A 20223-nucleotide genomic window follows, 5' to 3' on the forward strand; every position below is an offset into this window, starting at 1 on the left:
CTCCTACAGTTGATTTGTTTTGCGGAGGTAATCGCCTGTGAGCCGTCGCCGTCGCGAGCCTGAAGAACACGTCAACCACGAGCGGTGGCTGGTGTCCTATGCGGACTTCATCACCTTGCTGTTCGCCTTTTTCGTGGTGATGTACTCCATCTCGTCGATCAACGAAGGCAAGTACAAGGTCATTTCCCAGGCGTTGATCGGTGTGTTCAACGACGCCGACCGTTCGCTCAAGCCGATCCCGATTGGCGAAGAGCGGCCCAAGACCGTGACCCCGGCCAAGCCGCTGGTCAATGACAGCGACGAAACCGCTGCCGGTGTGGGCGGCACCAGTGATCCGCTGAAAAGCATCGCCGATGACATCAGTGCCGCGTTTGGCGACCTGATCAGCTCCAACCAGATGACCGTGCGCGGCAATGAGTTGTGGGTGGAGATCGAGCTCAATTCCAGCCTGCTGTTCGCCAGTGCCGATGCATTGCCCAGCGACCAGGCGTTCACCATCATCGACAAGGTGGCGGCGATCCTCAAACCGTTTGAAAACCCGATCCACGTTGAAGGCTTTACCGACAATGTGCCGATCAGTACTGCGCAGTACCCGACCAACTGGGAGCTGTCATCGGCCCGTGCCGCAAGCATCGTGCGCATGCTCGCGATGCAGGGCGTGAACCCTGGACGCCTGGCGTCGGTGGGGTATGGCGAGTTCCAGCCGGTGGCCAATAACGCCACGCTCGAAGGCCGCGCACGCAACCGTCGGGTGGTGCTGGTGGTGTCCCGAAACCTGGAGGTGCGCCGTAGCCTGACCGGCACCGGTACCGCCAATGCAACACCGGATGCGGCCTTGAAGCGCGCTGGCACACAAACTGCACCGGCCCCTGCAAAGCCGCCGGTTCAGCAGAGTGCCGTCAATTCTCCGTCGCCGGCTCAATAACCTTATGCAATGTCTCGGTCGCGCGTGTGCCCACCGGGAGGAACCATCCGAATGAGAGTCTGGGCAGTTGCCAATCAAAAAGGTGGAGTCGGCAAGACCACCACCTCCATCGCTTTAGCCGGCTTGCTGGCCGAGGCGGGCAAGCGTGTGGTCGTGGTCGACCTCGACCCCCACGGCTCGATGACCAGCTATTTCGGCTACGACCCGGATGCGCTGGAGCACAGCAACTACGACCTGTTCCTGCACAAAGGCAACGTACCGGCCGACCTGCCCGGGCAATTGCTGCTGCCCACCAGTAACGAAAGCATTTCCCTGCTGCCGTCGAGTACCGCGCTGGCCACCCTGGAGCGCCAGTCGCCGGGGCAGAGCGGCCTGGGCCTGGTGATCGCCAAGACCCTGGCGCAACTGTGGCAGGACTTCGACTACGCCATCATCGACAGCCCGCCGTTGCTCGGCGTGCTGATGGTCAACGCTTTGGCGGCCAGCCAGCAACTGGTGATCCCGGTGCAGACCGAGCACCTGGCGGTCAAGGGCCTGGAGCGCATGGTCAGTACCCTGGCGATGATCAACCGTTCGCGCAAACAGGCGTTGCCCTACAGCATCGTGCCCACCCTGTTCGACCGCCGCACCCAGGCGTCCCTGGGCACCTTGCGCGTCCTGCGCGATGCCTACCCGGAGACCATCTGGAACGGCTACATCCCGGTGGATACCCGCCTGCGTGATGCCAGCCGTGCCGGGCTCACGCCGTCGCAGTTCGACGGCAAAAGCCGCGGTGTGCTGGCCTACCGGGCGTTGCTCAAGCACCTGCTGTCCCAGCAGCTTGTGGCGCAGGTGGCCTGATGATGAACCGTCCCGTCGAACTCAAGGTCAAGACCCGCCCGCAACTGGCACTGGAATCCTACCTGGATGCCTTGCTGCAGGACGCGACCGCAGAAGAATTGCCGGAACCGATCCTGGTGCTGGAGCCGGCGGTCGAAGTGCCGTCGTCGAGCAGCCTGGATGAGTTCCAGTTGGCTGTATTGGAAGAGCAGGCCCGCGATGCACTCGTCGTCCCGGTCAGCGTCCCGGTGGTCGCGCCCGTCGTGCCTGTGGTGGTCGAGCCGGTCGTGGAAGTGCACCTGCCACCGAGCATCACGCCACCGCCGGTGAGCGGCGATGATCGTCCGGCCTGGGCGGCCGAGCCATTTGAATGTCTGCTGTTCGACGTCGCCGGGTTGACCCTGGCGGTGCCGTTGGTGTGCCTGGGCTCGATCTACTCGTTGGAGGGCCAGGAACTGACGCCATTGTTCGGGCAGCCGGAGTGGTTCCTGGGCATCCTGCCGAGCCAGGCCGGTAACCTCAAGGTGCTGGACACCGCGCGCTGGGTGATGCCCGACCGCTACCGCGATGACTTCCGCCAAGGCTTGCAATACGTGATCTCGGTGCAGGGCTACGAATGGGGGCTGGCGGTGCATCAAGTCAGCCGCTCGCTGCGCCTGGACCCGAATGAAATCAAATGGCGCAGCCACCGGGGCCAGCGGCCCTGGCTGGCAGGCACCGTGATCGAACACATGTGCGCGTTGCTGGACGTTGCCGAACTGGCCGAGTTGATCGCCAGCGGTGCCGTTAAGGCGATGCCGGTGAACAAACGCAGTTGATTGGACAATAAGGGCCGCGCGAGCGTGCGGCCAAAAGAAGTACACACGCCGCCTACATCGGCATTTGAAGGGGTCAGAGATATGAACAAGTCAGCGTCCGCACAAGGTTTGGATGATCCGATCCTGCAATGGGTTACCTTCAAACTGGACAACGAAACCTACGGTATTAACGTGATGCGCGTGCAGGAAGTGCTGCGCTACACCGAGATCGCTCCGGTTCCCGGTGCGCCAAGCTATGTGCTGGGCATCATCAACCTGCGCGGCAACGTGGTGACGGTGATCGACACCCGCCAGCGTTTTGGCCTGGACACGGTCGAAGTCAGCGACAACACGCGTATCGTCATCATCGAGGCCGACAAGCAAGTGGTCGGTATCATGGTCGACAGCGTCGCGGAAGTGGTCTACCTGCGCCAATCGGAAGTGGAAACCGCGCCGAACGTGGGCAACGAGGAATCGGCCAAGTTCATCCAGGGCGTGTGCAACAAGAACAACGAACTGTTGATTCTGGTTGAGCTGGACAAAATGATGAGCGAAGAAGAATGGTCGGAACTGGAGAGCATCTGATTGTTCCTTGAGGTCGCGGTGATTGTCCTGGCCCTGTTGTGGGCCGGGACCTTGGGTTTTCTGCTGCGCTATATACGCCAGCAGCGCGAATTGGCGATGCAGCAGGCCGAGCGCGATGCGGTGCGTGATCGACGGGTGCTGGAGTTGGTCAAGCGGGTCGATCACTTCCAGCAGAGTGCGGTGAAGGTCGGGGACGAGGTGCATGAACTGCGCGCCATCCTCGCGCCGTTGCCGGACAAACTGGCGCAGATCGAGCAGCGTGATCCTTCCAGCCTGTCATTTGCCCAGGCGGCGAAGCTGGTGGGCATGGGCGCTACCGTGGATGAACTGACCCAGTCGTGTGGCTTGACCCAGGCTGAGGCGCAGTTGATGAGTAAGTTACACAAGAGCTGATTGCGCCGTGTGAACCGTGCGCCTCTCTCTATGCCTTGAATGCCGGCTGCGGCTGATTGTGTCGGATGTGTCACAGTGCCATGGTTCTCCGTGGCACTTTTACTTCTTTGTGATGACCCATCTACGCATGTAGGAAATTTCACTCACAAGGATGCGAAATGTCTGTTGATCCCCCTCTCGAGCAAAACCCTCTGTTTGGCTGCCGTCTTGGGTGGCCACTTCCGCGCTTAGCGCGCAATCAAACGCCGTGCTTCAAGATCGACCGCGTAGTGCTCAGTGGCGATCAGGCTGAAGATGTCCAGTAAACCCTGTCGATGATCCGTTGCAAGGACGTTGCATCGGTGCCAGCGGCATTGACCTCACGTTGAGCCGCGGGCCATGCCAGGGACGCGTTGGCGAATCTCCAGTGTGCGATGGCCGCCGCTGATCCATCACTGAAGGGAAGCAGTGAATGAACGATCTACGCAATGGACTGTACGGCGTCGCGCTGGTATTGGCGGCGGCAGGGTTGGGTGGTTGCGCCTCGTCGATGACGGTCACCGGCGAGCCGGGGGTGAAGATGGGCCAGGGTTATGCCCAGGTGCTCGCGGTGGTCAGCCGCAACAACACTGTGACCAAGCAGGTCGACGGCCAAGGCTTCCGGGCTGAGGGTTACTCGCCGATGTTCAAGGACTGCCGGATCAAATACTTCATCTTCCAGGGCGCCGATGGCTTGCAGCAGGTGAAGTACGAGCCGGCGCCGCGGCTGTCGGTCAAACAGAATTGCCGTCAGCCGTAAGCAGCCCTTTATTCCTCTGCGAGTTGACTGCTGATGACATTTTACGTGTGGTTCCCGTGGCGCTGCTGGTGCGCGCGGTGCCGGGGCGTGATTGCCTGGACTGGAACGTGCCGGGCGCCGGGGTGATGGCGTCGACGAAAGCGGGCTTCCCCGATCACAGCGGCGAAAGCCTGGGCATGCCTGGGTCGCGGGATTAATTTTCAACGCCCATGGCTTTTTTTCGGTCGCCCAGGGTCCACATCCTTCAAGCACCTTTGAATCCAGGAGTAAGCCACCCATGACCACCCCCAAGGCACTGTTGATCCTCCACGGCAAGCAAGCCCTCAACGAGGACGTGCGCAGCGCCGTGCTGGCCCGGCGCAGGCAGGGTGGGGAGCTGGCGGTACGGGTGACCTGGGAGGGCGGTGACGCAAAGCGCCTGGTCAAGGAAGCCTTGGAGGGCGGCTATACCCACATCGTTGCCGGCGGCGGCGACGGCACCTTGCGCGACGTGGCCGAGGCCATGGCCGAGGCCAAGGGTGAAGCCAGCCTGGTGCTGATGCCCCTGGGGACCGCCAATGACTTCGCCAAGGCTGCCGGCGTGCCCTTGGAGCCGGCCCAGGCCCTGGCGTTGCTGGATGTGCCGCCCCGTGCGATCGACCTCGGCCAGGTCGGCGGGCAAATCTTCCTGAATATGGCCACCGGCGGCTTCGGCAGCCAGGTTACCGCCAATACCTCCGAAGACCTGAAGAAAGTCCTCGGTGGCGCCGCCTACCTGTTCACCGGCCTGACGCGCTTCAGCGAGTTGAAGGCCGCCTATGCCGAGCTGGACGGGCCGGATTTTCACTGGAAAGGCGAGCTGCTCGCGCTGGGCATCGGCAACGGTCGCCAGGCGGGCGGTGGGCATGTGCTGTGCCCTGGGGCATTGGCCGACGATGGCTTGCTCGACATCAGTATCCTGCCGGCCCCCCAGGAAGTGGTGGGCACCTTGCGCGAGCTGATGGGCAACGGCTGGGAGCTGGACGCGATGTTCGTGCGGGCACGCCTGCCGTGGGTCAACATCAAGGTCGCGCAGGGCTTGTACATCAACCTCGATGGCGAGCCGCTGGAAGGTGACGACCTGCACTTCGAGGCCTTGCCCAAGGCCCTGCGCGTGCATTTGCCGGTGGGTTCGCCCCTAGTCGTCCAGGCTGATGATCTGCTCGCGCACGGCAAATAACACCAGGCCCGCCACGTCGAATATCTGCAGGCGCTTCATGATTTGCGAGCGGTGGGCTTCTACGGTCTTGATGCTCAGGCCCAGGCCGTGGGCGATCTCGCGGGTGGATTTGCCGCGCACGATCAGGCGCAGGATTTCCAGTTGGCGGGCCGTGAGGTTATGGCTGTGGCTGGCGGGCGTGGTCGGCCCCTGGCTGCGCACCAGCGCCTGGTTGATCACGGTATGGGCGATCGCCGGGCTCAGGTAGCGCTCGTTGTTGCGCAAGGCCAGCAACGCGTGTTCCAGCTCGTTGGCAGTGGTGTCCTTGAGCAGGTAGCCGTGGGCGCCTGCCTCCAGCGCGCACATGATCAGCTCCGGGTCGGTGTGCATCGACAGGATCAGCACCTTGCTCCTGGGGTGCGCATGCTTGAGTTGCTGTAGCGCCTCGAGGCCGCTGGTGTGCTTCATGGACAGGTCCAACAGCACGATATCCGGCAGCAAGGTATTGAACTGCTCCAGCAATTGCGCGCCATCGCTGGCTTCGCCGGTCACCGTGTAGCCGGGAATATCCTGGATCAGCGCACGTACGCCGGCCCTGATCAGTGCATGGTCATCCACCAGGAGTAATGTGCAGGTCACTCGATAACCTTAGGGGCGCTGGCCCGTTCGAGGGAGCGAGGCGCCCAGGGGAAAAGCGCGTCGATCCGTGTGCCGTGGCCTGGTTGGCTGCTGACGGACAATGAACCCCCAAGCTGGTCAATGCGCTCGGACATGCCGGCCATGCCCCGTTGGCCTTCCAGGCCGGGGTTGATGGCGGGCGAAAAGCCCTGGCCGTCATCGCAGATGGTCAGCGACAGGCCCTCGGGCAGGCGCTGCAGGCGCACCAGCAGGTTGCGCGCCTGGGCGTGGCGCAGCATGTTGGTCACGGCTTCCTGGGTAATGCGAAAGGCCGCCACGGCCATTTCTTCAGGGATGCCGGTCAGTCGTTGCTGGCATTCGAGGCTCCAGTGCACCGGGGTGTTTTCCAGGGTCTTGAGCAGGTGCGCGCGCAGGCTGGCTTCCAGGCCCAGGCTGGCGAGCTGCCGGGGGTTGAGGATGGCGGACACGTCGCGCACCTTGGCCAGGGTCTCGTTCAAGGTGTTGCACAGCACGGTGCACTGGCTTTGCAGCTCCTCCGGCAGGCGGCGCTTGAGCCATTCGCTTTGCAGCTTGGCGGCGGTCAGCAACTGGCCGATATCGTCATGCAGTTCACGGCTGAGGCGATGACGTTCGTTTTCCTGCACTTGCAACAGGCGATCGGCCAACTCCTGGGGCTGGAACTTGATGGATTTACGCGAGCGCCACTGTTGCAGGCCAACCACCACCAAGATGGCCAGGTTGAGCAGCAGCACCAGCAGTGGCAGCGGCGCGGAGCGGCTGTAGGCCCACAGGCTCAGCAGCAGCGAGCCGAGGCACAGGGCGAGGATCAAACGGCGTGCGTTACTGCGGGACGCGGACCTTGCGATGAATGTCTTGAGGCTGGCATGCATAGCGGATGGAGCCAATGAAGGTTCGCTGCGGGAAGACCGGTCGCGGCTGACCGGGCTCTGTTTGGAATACGTTCTTGAATCGTTCTCAAGCAGGCTGAAGTTGAGTCACTTCAAGCGGGTGCATAGTACCACCACTCTTACCGTTGGTCGCCAGGTGCCGTGCCTGGCGGGCCTATTTAAACGCGCAACAACTCGAGGAATGATAATCCCAGAGTTAATGAAGTGAGGTTGTATTATTTCAAAGGGTTTGTATCGTTAATGGCTAATTGATATTGAATAGCCATTTTTCTCCAGCAGATTAGTTGGAGTCGTCGTTTTTAGATAACCCCGTGCTTGAATGCGACCTGATAACGCTTCAAGACAAATGGTGCATACGTTGTTGCGGATTGTAACTGAAACCCTTTTGCGGAATGTGCAGGGTGACCGTGTCAATCAACTTGGTCTGTTCTTCTTCATCCAGGGGCAGTTGGCCTGTTTTTGCATCGATCAATTCCAACTGCCAGGCCAGCAATGTCAGGCAGTCATGCAGGGCGTCCAGGGCTTGATCATGTAACTGCAACGGGTTTTCGGCGTTGGCGATCACGTCCTGGATATGCCGCGAGAACTCGCTGATCGCTTGCAGGGCCAGGCAATCGGCCTTTTCGGCGAGCTTGATCAGGCTGATTTTCATGCAGTCGATGGCGTCACTGTCGTTGCGGATCAAATGCAGGTGGCTCAGGCATTCTTCCGACTTGGTCAGCAGCTTTTCAGCCTCGCGCAGGAACTCAGGAAGTGCAAGTTGCCACTCGTTACCGTCGTTCATCATGCAAGTCTCCACAACATAAGGTCGGGTGATGAGAGGTCGCACCGGGTGAATGGCGTAAAACTACCGCTGAAAGATAACGGGAATCTGTAGGTTGCTTCTGAGTTTTCAGTAGGACGTTTATTTGAATGACGGCGACGGCTGTGCGTGGCCCCCGTGAGCGGGCTCGATTGCACACCTTCAGTTGCCGTCACGTGAACGTCTGGAAAACCCATAAGACGAGGGCTGGGGATGGCAAACAAAAGCCTGACTCCATTCATGCAATGAGAATGGCGTCACATTAATGGCTATTAGATATTGCGAACATCAGGTTGGGCCTGATTGTGCCTAGGGGAATCCCTTACATGACGGAACCTTGCGTCGATTTGAATGTCGCGCAACGTCGCTGCACCGCCATATGAACAGGCCTCAGCAGTAAAGCATGATGTCAGTGTGACATCAATGAGTTTACGTGGCATTTTACCGGGGTCAAGGTCCGGCGTTTGCCGCCGATAACAAGCTAACTGCACAAACACTTCGCGCATTACTTTCCAGCGCACACCAGGAGCTCTTAATGGCCGGCATTCTCGACACGGTAGACCAACGCACGCAACTGGTGGGTGAGAATCGCCTGGAGATCCTCATGTTCCGCCTGGCCGGGCGGCAGCTGTTCGCCATCAACGTGTTCAAGGTGCAGGAAGTCCTGCAACTGCCCAAGCTGACCCTGATGCCCCAGCGCCACCCCTTCGTGTGCGGCGTGGTCAACCTGCGGGGCCAGACCCTGCCAGTGATCGACTTGTCCCAGGCCATCGGCATGCGTCCGCTGGTGCCGGGCCCCAACAGCACCATTATCGTCACCGAGTACAACCGCTCGGTGCAGGCGTTCCTGGTGGGTGGTGTGGACCGCATCGTCAACATGAACTGGGAGGCCATCCTGCCGCCGCCGACCAGCGCCGGGCGCCAGCATTACCTCACCGCCATCAGCAAGGTCGACGACCAGTTGGTGGAGATCATCGACGTGGAAAAAGTCCTCGCCGAGATCGTGCCGTACAACGCCAAGGTCTCCCGCGAAAAACTCGACGACCCGGTGCTGGAACGCGCCCGTGGCCGCGAAGTGCTGCTGGTGGACGACTCCAACGTGGCCCTGTCGCAATTGCGCGACACCCTCGGCCAACTGGGCGTGAAGATGCACATCGCCAGCGACGGTCTCAAGGCGTTGAATATGCTCAAGGCCTGGGCCGACGCCGGCCATGTGATGACCGACAAGCTGCTGATGATCTTCACCGACGCCGAAATGCCCGAGATGGACGGCTACCGCCTCACCACCGAAATCCGCAACGACCCACGGCTGCGCAAGCTCTACGTGGTACTGCACACTTCGCTGTCAGGCAGCTTCAACGACTCGATGGTGAAGAAGGTCGGCTGCGACAACTTCCTGTCCAAGTTCCAGCCGGACAAGCTGGTGGATGTGGTACGTCAGCGCCTGATGCTGGACGAAGCGTCCGCTTGACCTTAGGGTGACGGCTTTGCCCCTCAGGAATGTTGGCCCATGCTTCGTCTCAGCGCGTTGTACCGTTACCCCTTGAAGTCCGGCAAGGCCGAAACTCTTCAACAGGTCGGCCTGGATAAACTGGGGTTGGACGGCGATCGACGCTGGATGCTGGTGGATGAGGCCAGCGGGCGTTTCCTCACCCAGCGCGCCGTGGCAAAGATGAGCCAACTGTCGGCGCTGTGGAACAGCAGCGGCGGCCTGACCCTGAGTTCGCCTGGCTACGCGCCGCTGGATGTGGCGCTGCCCGGCAGCGCGGCTGAGTTACGTGGCGTGACCATCTGGCGCGACACCTTGCGTGTGCCGGACGCCGGCGACGAAGCCGCCGCCTGGGTCAGCGCCTTTATCGGCAAGCCCACGCGGCTGGTGCAGATTCCTCTGGAACGGGCGCGCACTACCCAGGCAGGTTACGGCCGCGATGATGACCAGGTCGCGTTCGCCGACGGTTATCCGTTGCTGGTGATCGGGCAAGCGTCCCTCGACGACCTCTCGCAGAAAGTCGGCCGTCCCATGGACATGCTGCGCTTTCGCCCCAACCTGGTGATCGAAGGCAGCGACGCCTTCGCCGAAGACGGCTGGAAGCGCCTGCGCATCGGGGATGTGGAGTTTCGCGCAGTCAAGCCCTGCTCACGCTGCATTCTCACCACCATCGATCCGCACACCGGCGAGCGCAGCCCCGACCGTGAGCCTTTTGTGACGCTGGAGGCCTACCGCAAGACCGAGGACGGCGCGATTTTTGGCCAGAACCTGGTCAACGATGGTGTGGGCCGCCTGGAAGTGGGCATGCCGGTGATCATCCTCGAATAAGTCATGCGCCCATAAAAAATGCCCGTCTCGCAGGAGACGGGCATTTTTTTTGCGGCGCAGCGATCAGCCGCGGTATTCGCACAGGTAAGCGGTGTCTACCGCGACCTTCAGCTGGAACTTGCTGTTGGCCGGTACGTTGAACTGGCTGCCGGCGGCGAAGGTTTCCCAGTCGTTGGCGTCGGGCAGCTTGACGCTCAGGGCGCCGGACACCACGTGCATGATTTCACGCTGGGCGGTGCCGAATTCGTATTCACCCGGGGCCATCACGCCGATGGTCGCCGGACCTTCTGCGGTGCCGAAAGCGATCGACTTGACGGTGCCGTCGAAGTACTCGTTGACTTTGAACATGGGCGAATCCTCGGAAAAAGTTGATGCTTTACGCTCATCCTGTAGGAGCGAGCTTGCTCGCGAAAAACCTGAGAGCGCCGCTGGGTGCCAGGTTTACCGCGTTATCGTTAACGACCTTCGCGAGCAAGCTCGCTCCTACAGTTGAGCAGCAAGGAAAAGGGGGAGTCAGTATGCCCAAGGCTTCGGGCGCTGCCTAGACCGGCAAAATCAGCGGCAGCAGGCGCGCGGTGTTGCGTGCATCTTCCAGCGCTCGATGTTGCTGGCCCTGGAACTGCATCCCCGCCAATTGCAGGGCGCCATTGAGCCCCAGGGGCTTGTCCAGGCGCCGGGCCTTGGCGAAGCGTTGCTTGAGGTTGACATGGGGCGTGGGGGCCATGGCGCTGGTCAGGCCATGGCGCTGCCACTCGAGCTCCAGCTGTACGCGATCGTAGTCACCCCAACTGGCCCAGCCTTCCAGGCGCGCCTGATGCTGGCCCAGCCAGCGCTCGAACAGCGGCCACACCTCGATGAACGGCGCAGCGCCGTCGATATTTGCCTGGGTGATATGGGTCAGCTGGCGACAAAAGGGCGTGAGCAAGGGGCGGCGCAGCGGCCGCACAAAGCGCTGGAAGTGGTCCAGCTCGCGGCCCTGGCGGTTCACCAGGCTCGCGCCGATCTCGATGACTTCCATCTCCGTCACGGGCCAGCCGCCTTCATCCGTTGTGGCTTCAAGGTCAATAATCAGCCAATGAGGCATCGCGCAGGTTCCCGTACTCGTCCTTTCCTGTTGGGGATAGAGCGTAGACCGGCCTTGTAGTTCCGACTAGGGGGTTATTCGATCTCCAGCAGAACCTGGCGATTGCGTACCTGTTCGCCCGCCATCACCTGCACGGCCTTGACCACGCCGTCCCTGTCGGCCTTGAGTGGATGCTCCATTTTCATGGCTTCGAGCACCAGCAGCAGTTGGCCTTTAGTCACCTGTTCACCGGTGCTGACGCGGACGTCGACGATGGCACCGTCCATCGGTGCCTTGACCGTGCCGCTGCCGGCGTCGGCCTGGCGCCCGGCAACCTGCTGGGTGCGGTTGGTGACGATAAGGCCAGGCAGCCACAGCCGGGAGCCCTCCAGGTGATAGGCGATGCGACGGCGAACGCCGTTGAGCACCAGGGTGGCGCGACGGCCATCGGTGCTGAGTGGCAGGGCGGCGGCGGTGACGGTGTGGGTTTCGCCGTCGGCCTCCAGGCGAAAGGTGCAGGGAACACGGGCGTTGTTGCGCCATCCCGCGAGGCCGTGGGGATGCTGGTCGGCGCTGTGTTGGTAAAACAGCGCGGCGGCCAGGGCGAGTTGATCACTTGTCGCGGCCGGGCGCGGTATTTCGCTGAAGTGCTCGGCGATAAACCCGGTGCTGAAATCACCGTCGATAAAGCCTGGGTGCTTGAGCAGTTCAGCCAACAAGCGCTGATTGGTCGTCACCCCCAGCAACAGCGTGTCTTCCACCGCCCGCAGCAGCTTGCGCCGGGCTTCTTCGCGGGTGGCGCCATGGGCGATGAGCTTGCCGAGCATCGGGTCATAGAACGGGCTGATGGTTTCGCCTTCGCACAGCCCATGGTCAACCCGTACGCCCACGGCCGGTTCCCAGCGCAGTACCTCACCGGTTTGCGGCAGGAAGCCCTGGGCCGGGTCTTCGGCATAGAGGCGCACTTCCATGGCGTGGCCGTTCAGGCTCACCTGCGCCTGCTCGAGCGGCAGCGGCTGGCCGGCGGCGATTTGCAGTTGCCAGGCCACCAGGTCGAGGCCGGTGATCAGCTCGGTGACCGGGTGCTCCACTTGCAGGCGGGTGTTCATTTCCAGGAAGTAGAACCGGCCGTTGCGGTCGAGCAGGAACTCCACGGTACCGGCGCCGAGGTAATTCACTGCGCGTCCGGCCTTGAGCGCGGCTTCGCCCATGGCCTGGCGCAGTTCGGGCGTCATCACCGGGCAGGGCGCTTCCTCGATGACTTTCTGATGGCGGCGCTGGATCGAGCAGTCCCGTTCGCCGAGGTAAATCAGGTTGCCGTGGCGGTCGCCGAACAGTTGGATCTCGACGTGGCGCGGCTCGATCAGCGCCTGTTCGAGGATCAGTTCGTCACTGCCGAAGGCGTTCCTGGCCTCCGAGCGGGCGCTGTGCAGGCTTTCCAGCAGCGCCTCCGGCTGGTGGACCAGACGCATGCCACGGCCACCGCCGCCGGCGCTGGCCTTGATCATCAGCGGGTAGCCGATGCGCTCGGCTTCACGTTGCAGGCAGGTGTCGTCCTGGGCGCTGCCCTGGTAGCCGGCGATGCAAGGCACCCCGGCCTCGAGCATGGCGAGCTTGGAGCGGCGCTTGCTGCCCATCAGTTCGATGGCCTCGGCGCTGGGGCCGATGAACGTCAGGCCGGCGTCTTGGCACGCGCGGGCGAAATCGGGGTTTTCCGAGAGGAAGCCGTAGCCGGGGTGGATGGCGTCGGCGCCGGTTTTTTCCGCGGCCTCGAGGATGGCCGGGATGTTGAGATAGGACAGTTGTACCGCCGCGGGGCCGATGCACACGGCTTCGTCGGCCATCTGCACGTGCAGGGCCTCGGCGTCGGCGTCGCTGTAGACGGCGACGGTGCGGTAGCCCAAGGCCTGGGCCGTGCGTTGGATGCGGCAGGCGATTTCGCCGCGGTTGGCGATGAGGATTTTTGTGAACTGCGGCATTTTTTGCTCCGTGTGCATATCCGTTATTTAGGTAACGGCCACTTATGGTTCCGCCCTTACGGCGGCTCACTTTTGGAAAGACCCAAAAGTAAGCAAAAGGTCTTCGCCCCAACACTCGGCACCTCGCCTAGGCTCGGTGTGCCCTCACTCCGGCTTTGGAGCGTGGGCCGCCGCAATGGGCCATCCATGGCCCAGTGCGGCTAACCCGGCGTCCTGCCGGGTTACCCACGCTCCAAAGCCTGCGTTCGGCCAGCGTGTTTGACGGGGCGATCCCAAATCAAAAACAAGACGAGGCGGCCTTAAAGCCGACCTGATCATTGAAGCGTACGCGGTGTGGCTTCTACTTCCTTAACCGCTGGCGAAGTCAGCAATCTTTTGATCTGGCTCTGGCTTTTGATCTTGATCTCAGGCGCCCCGTTAACCACGCTGGCCGAACGCAGGCTTGAATCCGTGGGTAACCCGGCAGGACGCCGGGTTAGCCGTCCTGGGCCAAGGATGGCCCATGACGGCGGCCCACGGATTCAAGCCTTCGTTCGGGCATACCGAGCCTAGGCGAGGTACCGAGTGGTGGGGCAAGAGCCTTTTGGTTACTTTGGGGCTTTTCCAAAGTGACCCGCCGTAAGGGCGGAACCCATAGCGGCCGTGACCGCAGCAACGGATATGTACGCGCTCAAAGCCAACGACATGGTCGGCCCGAAGGCCGCCACGGGGGCAAGCGCCCTCGCCACAGACCACAGAAAATTGTGTAGATACCCATGCTCAGCGGGCGTCACTTGCACCACCGAGGCTTTCTCTTCTGCACAAACGCCTGCGTCCCCTCAATCCCTTCCGCACTGGTCACCGCCTCGGCAAACCACTGCGCCGCCTGGTCCAGCAGCGGCCCCAAGGGCTGCTCCACGCTGGCCAGCAACAGCGCCTTGGTACGCGCGTTGGCGCCCGGCGCGCAGCGCAGCACCTGCCCCAGCACCTCATCCAGACGCTCCGCCAACGCCTGCGGGTCGGTCTCGGTGAAGTGCACCAGCCCCAGCCGTTGAGCTTCCAACCCATCGAACCGCGCCGCCGTCAGCGCCAGTCGCCGCGCCTGGGTCAGGCCGATACGCTTGACCACAAACGGCGCAATCTGTGCCGGCAGCAACCCCAGGCTGGTCTCCGGCAAACCGAACTGCGCCTGGTGATCGGCAATCGCGATGTCACTCACGCAGGCCAGGCCAAACCCGCCGCCCAGCACCGCGCCTTGCAGCACCACGATGACCACTTGCGACACGGCTTCCACCGCTTGCAGCAACGTGCCGAAGGCCCGGTTCAGGGCCTGCAATTGATCGCCGGCGCTGACCAGGTCCTTCACATCGGCACCGGCGCAAAAATGCCCGCCTGCGCCGCTGATCACCACGGCGCGCACCTGGCTGTCCAACCCGGCCAGCACCGCGCGCAGTTCGTTGACCATTTCCAGGCTCATGGCATTGCGGCATTCGGGCCGGTTGAGGGTGATGTGCAACACGCCGTTGTGGGGTTCGAGCAGCAGGGTATTCATGGCTTTTTCCCCGGCAAAGTGCCCATCAACTTGCAGATGATGCCCAGCATGATTTCATCGGCACCGCCGCCAATCGACACCAGGCGCACATCGCGATAAGCGCGGGCCACCGGGTTGTCCCACATGAATCCCATGCCGCCCCAGTACTGCAGGCAACTGTCGCTGACTTCGCGGCCAAGGCGCCCGGCCTTGAGCTTGGCCATGGAGGCCAGGCGGGTCACGTCCTGGCCCTTGATGTACTGTTCGGTGGCCTGGTAGACCAGTGCGCGCAGGCATTCGATTTCGGTGGCCAGTTCGGCCAGGCGAAAGTGAATCACCTGGTTGTCGATCAGCGCCTTGCCGAAGGTCTGGCGTTCCTTGCAGTACTCGACGGTACTGTCGATGCAGTACTCCAGGCCCTTGATCATATTGGCCGCGCCAAACAGGCGTTCCTCCTGGAACTGCAGCATCTGCATCATGAAACCCGCGCCTTCATGGCCGATGCGATTGCGCTGGGGTACGCGCACGCCGTCGAAGAACACCTGGGCGGTCTCGGAGCTGTGCATGCCGAGTTTTTCCAGGGGCGGGCTGACGCTGATCCCTGGGGTGTTCATCGGCACCATGATCAGCGACTTGTTGATATGCGGCTTGTCATTGGAGGTGTTGGCCAACAGGCAGATAAAGTCGGCGCTGGGCGAGTTGGTGATCCACATTTTGCTGCCGTTGATCACATAGTCGTCGCCGTCCTTGCGCGCATGGGTTTTCAACCCGGCCACGTCGGAGCCGGCGCCGGTTTCCGAGACGCCGATGCAACCGACCTGCTCGCCGCTGATGGCCGGGCGCAGGAATTCGTCGCGCAATTCATCGGAACCGAAGCGGGCGAGGGCGGGGGTGCACATATCGGTCTGCACGCCGATGGACATGGGGATGCCGCCGCAGCGGATGGTGCCGAACTCTTCGGCGGCGACGATCGAGTAGCTGTAGTCCAGGCCCATACCGCCGAATTGTTCCGGTTTGGAAATGCCCAGCAAGCCGAGGTCGCCGGCCTTGCGGAAGATGTCGTGGATGGGGAAGCGCCCGGCCTTTTCCCATGCGTCCACATGGGGGTTGATCTCGCGGTCGACGAAGGCACGGACGGTGCGGCGCAGTTCATGGTGTTCCTGGGTGAAGATCATTGTTCTTGTTCTCCGGTTAGAAGCGCGCGATGCCGAAGCTGTTGGGCTGCAACTCGCGGACCTCGGCCTCGTGACAGATGTCCAGCAGAAAGCCGAGTAAGGTACGGGTATCCCGTGGGTCTATCAGCCCGTCATCCCACAGGTTCGCGCTGCCATAGAGGGCGGTGGACTGGCTGTCGAGTTTTTGCGCGGTGACCTGTTCGAGCATGTCCAGCACCTTGGGATCCGGCACCAGGCCGTCCTTCAACTGCTTGGCCTCGGTGACGATCCGCAGCACCTTGCCCGCCTGGGCTCCGCCCATCACCGCCGTGCGGCTGTTGGGCCAGGCGAAGATAAAACGCGGGTCCAGGCCGCGACCGCACATTGCATAGTTGCCGGCGCCGTAGGAGCCACCGACCACCACCGTGAGTTTAGGCACCCGTGCGTTGGCCACCGCCTGGATCATCTTCGCGCCATGCTTGATCACCCCTTGCTGCTCCGCTTCGGTACCCACCATGAAGCCGGTGGTGTTGTGCAGGAACAGCAGCGGTGTGCGGCTCTGGTCACACAGCTGGATAAACTGCGCCGCCTTGCTCGCGCCCTTGGGCGTGATCGGGCCGTTGTTGCCGATCACGCCGACCGCGCGGCCCTGGATGTGCAGATGGCCGCAGACGGTATGGGCGTCGAACGCTGCCTTGAACTCGAGGAACTGCGAACCGTCGGCCAGGCGCGCGAGGATTTCGCGCACGTCGTAGGGCTTTTTCGGGTCAGCGGGGATCAGCCCCAGCAGGTCGTCGATGGGGTACAGCGGCTCGGCGTAAGTGCGTTTGGGCGTCAACGGCAGGCGCTCATCCCAGGGCAACAGGCTGACGATTTCACGCACGATGCGCACGCCATCGGCGTCATTTTCCGCCAGGTATTCGGCAGTGCCGGCGATCTGTGCATGCATTTCGGCGCCGCCCAATTCTTCATCGGTGGCGACTTCACCGGTCGCCGCCTTGAGCAGCGGCGGGCCGGCAAGGAACAGCTTGGCCTTGCCGCGCACCACCACCACGTAATCCGACAGCCCTGGCTGGTACGCGCCACCCGCCGTGGCCGAGCCGTGCACCACGGTGATCTGCGGCAAGCCCATGGCGGACATGCGCGCCTGGTTGGCAAAGCTGCGCGCGCCTTCGATGAAAATCTCCGCGGCATAGTTGAGGTTGGCGCCACCGCTTTCGGCGAGGGTCACCACCGGCAGTTTGTTGTCCATGGCGATCTGTTGCAGGCGCAGGGATTTTTTCAGGCCGGAGGGCGAAACGGTGCCGCCCTTGATCGCGCTGTTATTGGCCACCACCAGCATGCGCACGCCGCTGACGTAGCCGATGCCGGCGATCAGCCCACCGCCGGCGGCGCTGCCGTCCTTGTCATCATGCAGCTTGTAACCGGCCAGGCTCGCCAGTTCCAGGAACGGCGCGCCAGGGTCCAGCAGCAGGTTGAGGCGCTCGCGGGGCAGCAGTTGGCCACGTTTTTCGAACTTGGGCCTGGCCTCCTCGGCCTTGCTCAGCAGGGTCTGTTCCAACTGGCGCAGGTGTTGGATGCCTGCCAGCATGGCGGCGCGGTTCTGGGCGAACTGCGGGCTGTGGGGATCGATCAGGCTGTCAATCAGCGGCATGGTTTATTGCTCCGCCTTGTGTCGCGGCCGCTGACGATCACGGTGTGACCCTGGAACAGGCCGGCTTTGAAGGTCGAGTCGAAGGCCACGGCGACGCTCCTTTATGTGAGTTGATCGGCGATGTGTTGCGGCACGGCGATGGGGATTTCCAACAGCTGCTGGGCGAAGGCCTTGCCCTGGGGGTCGATGCGCAGGCTGGCGATGCCGCCGCCGCCCAGGGCGTTTTCCAGCAGGAAATTGAGGCTGTGGCTGCCGGGCAAATACCAGCGTTCGACGCGGCCGTGCACGGGGTCGAGCACGTGGCCCATCCAGTCGACGAGCACTTCCGGCGTCAGCGCTTCGGCAATCCACGGCAGGTACTCGGGGGCGCGGGCGATAACCCCGATATTGCTGTGGTTGCCCTTGTCGCCGGAGCGCGCCACGGCGAGTTTCACCAGCGCCACGCTGGCGTCGGCGCGGCCTTGGGGCTGGGGTGGATCCATCGGCGCGGCAGGCATGAGGGGGGCGTCGGCGACGGGCAGCGTGCAGACGTGGCGTTGGCCCTGGAAGTCGACTACCACCTCGCAGGCGGCCTTATCGATCAGGAACGAGAACAAGCGGATCAGCGGGTACACCGTCGGCCGCCCGCCGACAATCCCGGTCAGCCCCGGCGCCATGCCCGTGGCCGCCTGGGCGATCTCGCGGGCGAACAGCACCAGCGCCGGCTTGCTCGGGTGGCGCACCGCCAGCTTGACCACCACCTCGCGGCAGTCGTGGCGCAGGGCGCGGGGGCCATACGTCGCTTCGCTGCCCAGCAGTTCGATATTTACGTCGGTGTAGGGCGCCCAGCCGCGCTGGCTGAACAGTTCCGAGGTCTTGTTGATGATCGCCTGGCTGACCCGCTCGGCCTTGGCCACCGCATCGATCCCGGCGATCAGGCAACTGGCGGTGCAGCGAAAGCCCTCCGGGTAAGTGGCGCTGACCTTGTACTGGTGCGTCGGCGGCAACCCCTTGGCGCCGTGCAGGCGTACGCAGTTTTTGCCTTGCTGCTGCAGCTTCACCTGGCTGAAATCGCAGATCACATCGGGCAGCAGATACGCGTGAGGGTCGCCGATTTCATACAGCAGTTGTTCGGCCACGCTCAGTTCGCTGATCAGGCCGCCGCTGCCCTCGACTTTATTGACCGTGAACTGGCCATCGGCATTGACTTCGACGATGGGGAAGCCGATGTGCTCGTAGTCGGGCACGTCGCGCCAGTCTGTGAAGTTGCCACCGGTACACTGCGCGCCGCATTCAATGATATGCCCGGCCAGCGCGGCCTGGGCCAGGCGGTCATAGTCCTGCCACGACCAACCGAACTCATGCACCAGCGCCGCGCTGACCACCGCGCTGTCGACCACCCGGCCGGTGATGACGATGTCCGCGCCCAGTTGCAGCGCCTGGGCAATGCCCGGTGCGCCGAGGTAGGCATTGGCCGATACGCACAGGGGCGGCAGCGGCGCGCCGTTGAACATGTCGGTGATGCCGTGCAGGTGCTTGAGCCGGGGGTGCAGGTCATCGCCCAGCAGCACGGCGATTTTCAACGGCACCTGGGCTTTATCGCAGGCAGCTTGCAGGGCGGCGGCGCAGGCCTGGGGGTGGATGCCGCCGGCATTGCTGATCACGCGGATGCCCTGGCGCTGGATCTCGGCCAGCAGCGGTGTGAGCACCTCGACGAAATCCGTGGCGTAGCCGGCCTGGGGATCTTTCATCCGTGCACCGGCGAGGATCGACATCGTGACTTCCGCCAGGTAGTCGAACACCAGGTAGTTCAGCTTGCCGCCGTGCACCAACTGCGCGGCGGCGCTGCAGGTGTCACCCCAGAAGGCGCTGGCGCAGCCGATACGAACCGTCTTGCTCATGAGAAATCCTTCCTCGAATGGCTGGCAACGAGACTACCAAGCAAGCGCTTGGTTTGTAAACTCCGGTCACAAGTTTTGCCCAAGCGCTTGCTTGGGTGACTGGCACGGCCTAAATTGCCGGCCAAGACGTCAGTAGAAGTAGAGGAGAGCAGCATGGATGAGCACAAAGCCCTGCGGGTGATGCGCACCATGGTCGACGGCGGCCAATTGACCGACCCCGACAGTGCCCGGGGCAAGTTGCTGCAAACCGCGGCGCACCTGTTTCGCAACAAGGGCTTTGAACGCACCACCGTGCGCGACCTGGCCAGTGCCGTGGGCATCCAGTCCGGCAGCATCTTTCATCACTTCAAGAGCAAGGACGAGATCCTGCGCGCGGTGATGGAGGAAACCATCCACTACAACACCGCCTTGATGCGCGCCTCGCTCGAGGAGGCGAGCAACGTACGCGACCGTGTGCTGGCGCTGATTCGCTGCGAATTGCAGTCGATCATGGGCGGCAGCGGCGAGGCCATGGCGGTGCTGGTGTATGAATGGCGTTCGCTCTCGGCCGACGCCCAGGCCCAGGTGCTGGCGTTGCGCGATGTGTACGAAGACATCTGGCTGCAGGTGCTGGGCGAGGCCAAGGCGGCGGGTTACATCAAGGGCGATGTGTTTATTGCGCGACGCTTCCTCACCGGAGCCTTGTCCTGGACCACCACCTGGTTTCGCGCCGAGGGCAACCTGACCCTGGAGCAATTGGCCGAAGAAGCCTTGTTGATGGTTTTGAAGGCCGATTGAGGCGCAAGCTATTAATTTGCCGGTGGAAAGTTGTCTAGCTGGACAAAAACGCCTAGCTTATCGACA

At 62.6% G+C, this 20223-nt stretch carries 21 protein-coding genes; 11 read left to right on the forward strand and 10 right to left on the reverse strand.

Annotation, left to right across the window (positions count from 1 at the left end):
- The first annotated feature begins 37 nt into the window (after positions 1 to 37).
- The 8 genes from motD (at position 38) to yegS (ending at position 5495) form a co-directional block, all read left to right on the forward strand.
- The gene (motD, locus tag V3W40_RS10805; protein ID WP_065924143.1) at positions 38 to 925 is read left to right on the forward strand and encodes a flagellar motor protein MotD; all 888 of its coding nucleotides are present in this window, start codon (positions 38 to 40) and stop codon (positions 923 to 925) included.
- Between the two features lie 51 nt (positions 926 to 976).
- Positions 977 to 1765 carry a ParA family protein gene (locus V3W40_RS10810; protein WP_065924144.1) on the forward strand — a complete coding sequence of 263 codons (789 nt, stop codon included), beginning with the start codon at positions 977 to 979 and terminating at the stop codon, positions 1763 to 1765.
- A 2-nt stretch (positions 1766 to 1767) separates the two neighbouring features.
- Positions 1768 to 2562 (forward strand): CheW domain-containing protein, encoded by a 795-nt coding sequence (locus V3W40_RS10815; RefSeq protein WP_330215001.1) that lies wholly within the window; start codon positions 1768 to 1770, stop codon positions 2560 to 2562.
- An 81-nt stretch (positions 2563 to 2643) separates the two neighbouring features.
- Positions 2644 to 3126: a chemotaxis protein CheW gene (locus V3W40_RS10820; RefSeq protein ID WP_005790025.1), complete on the forward strand. Its 483-nt coding sequence runs from the start codon at positions 2644 to 2646 to the stop codon at positions 3124 to 3126.
- The gene (locus V3W40_RS10825) at positions 3127 to 3519 is read left to right on the forward strand and encodes a DUF2802 domain-containing protein (RefSeq protein ID WP_065924146.1); all 393 of its coding nucleotides are present in this window, start codon (positions 3127 to 3129) and stop codon (positions 3517 to 3519) included.
- Positions 3520 to 3970: 451 nt separating this feature from the next.
- The gene (locus V3W40_RS10830; RefSeq protein WP_065924147.1) at positions 3971 to 4297 is read left to right on the forward strand and encodes a hypothetical protein; all 327 of its coding nucleotides are present in this window, start codon (positions 3971 to 3973) and stop codon (positions 4295 to 4297) included.
- A gap of 47 nt (positions 4298 to 4344) precedes the next feature.
- Positions 4345 to 4494, forward strand: a complete 150-nt coding sequence (locus tag V3W40_RS10835; RefSeq protein WP_442962838.1) for a hypothetical protein — start codon at positions 4345 to 4347, stop codon at positions 4492 to 4494.
- Positions 4495 to 4574: 80 nt separating this feature from the next.
- Complete coding sequence (gene yegS, locus V3W40_RS10840) at positions 4575 to 5495, forward strand: lipid kinase YegS (RefSeq protein ID WP_330215002.1); 921 nt, start codon at positions 4575 to 4577, stop codon at positions 5493 to 5495.
- Here the strand turns inward: yegS and V3W40_RS10845 are convergent.
- From V3W40_RS10845 to V3W40_RS10855, 3 genes are all read right to left on the reverse strand, one after another.
- Positions 5454 to 6113: a response regulator transcription factor gene (locus tag V3W40_RS10845; RefSeq protein WP_065924149.1), complete on the reverse strand. Its 660-nt coding sequence runs from the start codon at positions 6111 to 6113 to the stop codon at positions 5454 to 5456. The two genes, yegS and V3W40_RS10845, sit on opposite strands and share 42 nt — an antisense overlap.
- Positions 6110 to 7003 carry a sensor histidine kinase gene (locus V3W40_RS10850; protein WP_027603882.1) on the reverse strand — a complete coding sequence of 298 codons (894 nt, stop codon included), beginning with the start codon at positions 7001 to 7003 and terminating at the stop codon, positions 6110 to 6112. The genes V3W40_RS10845 and V3W40_RS10850 overlap by 4 nt, the downstream gene beginning before the upstream one ends.
- Before the next feature lie 355 nt (positions 7004 to 7358).
- Entirely contained in the window at positions 7359 to 7808 is a 450-nt protein-coding gene (locus V3W40_RS10855; RefSeq protein WP_027603883.1) for a hypothetical protein, read from the reverse strand.
- 550 nt (positions 7809 to 8358) lie between these two features.
- On the opposite strand from V3W40_RS10855, the gene V3W40_RS10860 reads away from it, so the two are divergent.
- Together V3W40_RS10860 and V3W40_RS10865 are read left to right on the forward strand one after the other, a co-directional pair.
- Positions 8359 to 9294, forward strand: a complete 936-nt coding sequence (locus V3W40_RS10860; protein WP_027603884.1) for a chemotaxis protein CheV — start codon at positions 8359 to 8361, stop codon at positions 9292 to 9294.
- Between the two features lie 39 nt (positions 9295 to 9333).
- Positions 9334 to 10140, forward strand: a complete 807-nt coding sequence (locus tag V3W40_RS10865) for an MOSC domain-containing protein (protein ID WP_065924151.1) — start codon at positions 9334 to 9336, stop codon at positions 10138 to 10140.
- Positions 10141 to 10203: 63 nt separating this feature from the next.
- Here the strand turns inward: V3W40_RS10865 and ppnP are convergent, their stop codons facing one another.
- From ppnP to V3W40_RS10905, 7 genes are all read right to left on the reverse strand, one after another.
- On the reverse strand, positions 10204 to 10488 hold the full coding sequence (gene ppnP / locus V3W40_RS10870; protein ID WP_027603886.1) for a pyrimidine/purine nucleoside phosphorylase: 285 nt from the start codon (positions 10486 to 10488) through the stop codon (positions 10204 to 10206).
- A 193-nt stretch (positions 10489 to 10681) separates the two neighbouring features.
- Positions 10682 to 11224 carry an exonuclease domain-containing protein gene (locus V3W40_RS10880; protein WP_065924152.1) on the reverse strand — a complete coding sequence of 181 codons (543 nt, stop codon included), beginning with the start codon at positions 11222 to 11224 and terminating at the stop codon, positions 10682 to 10684.
- A 74-nt stretch (positions 11225 to 11298) separates the two neighbouring features.
- Positions 11299 to 13182 carry an acetyl/propionyl/methylcrotonyl-CoA carboxylase subunit alpha gene (locus tag V3W40_RS10885; protein WP_330215003.1) on the reverse strand — a complete coding sequence of 628 codons (1884 nt, stop codon included), beginning with the start codon at positions 13180 to 13182 and terminating at the stop codon, positions 11299 to 11301.
- A gap of 769 nt (positions 13183 to 13951) precedes the next feature.
- Positions 13952 to 14713, reverse strand: coding sequence for an enoyl-CoA hydratase/isomerase family protein (locus tag V3W40_RS10890; protein WP_092486482.1), 762 nt, complete (start codon positions 14711 to 14713; stop codon positions 13952 to 13954).
- Complete coding sequence (atuD, locus tag V3W40_RS10895; RefSeq protein ID WP_330215004.1) at positions 14710 to 15867, reverse strand: citronellyl-CoA dehydrogenase; 1158 nt, start codon at positions 15865 to 15867, stop codon at positions 14710 to 14712. The genes V3W40_RS10890 and atuD overlap by 4 nt, the downstream gene beginning before the upstream one ends.
- 16 nt (positions 15868 to 15883) lie before the next feature.
- The gene (locus V3W40_RS10900; protein ID WP_074847399.1) at positions 15884 to 17500 is read right to left on the reverse strand and encodes an acyl-CoA carboxylase subunit beta; all 1617 of its coding nucleotides are present in this window, start codon (positions 17498 to 17500) and stop codon (positions 15884 to 15886) included.
- Between the two features lie 101 nt (positions 17501 to 17601).
- On the reverse strand, positions 17602 to 19380 hold the full coding sequence (locus V3W40_RS10905) for an acyclic terpene utilization AtuA family protein (protein ID WP_330215005.1): 1779 nt from the start codon (positions 19378 to 19380) through the stop codon (positions 17602 to 17604).
- 153 nt (positions 19381 to 19533) lie between these two features.
- On the opposite strand from V3W40_RS10905, the gene V3W40_RS10910 reads away from it, so the two are divergent.
- On the forward strand, positions 19534 to 20157 hold the full coding sequence (locus V3W40_RS10910) for a TetR/AcrR family transcriptional regulator (protein ID WP_141606971.1): 624 nt from the start codon (positions 19534 to 19536) through the stop codon (positions 20155 to 20157).
- The last annotated feature ends 66 nt before the right edge of the window (positions 20158 to 20223 follow it).

The sequence above is a fragment of the Pseudomonas sp. AM8 genome, from assembly GCF_036346475.1.
Lineage (GTDB): Bacteria > Pseudomonadota > Gammaproteobacteria > Pseudomonadales > Pseudomonadaceae > Aquipseudomonas > Aquipseudomonas marginalis.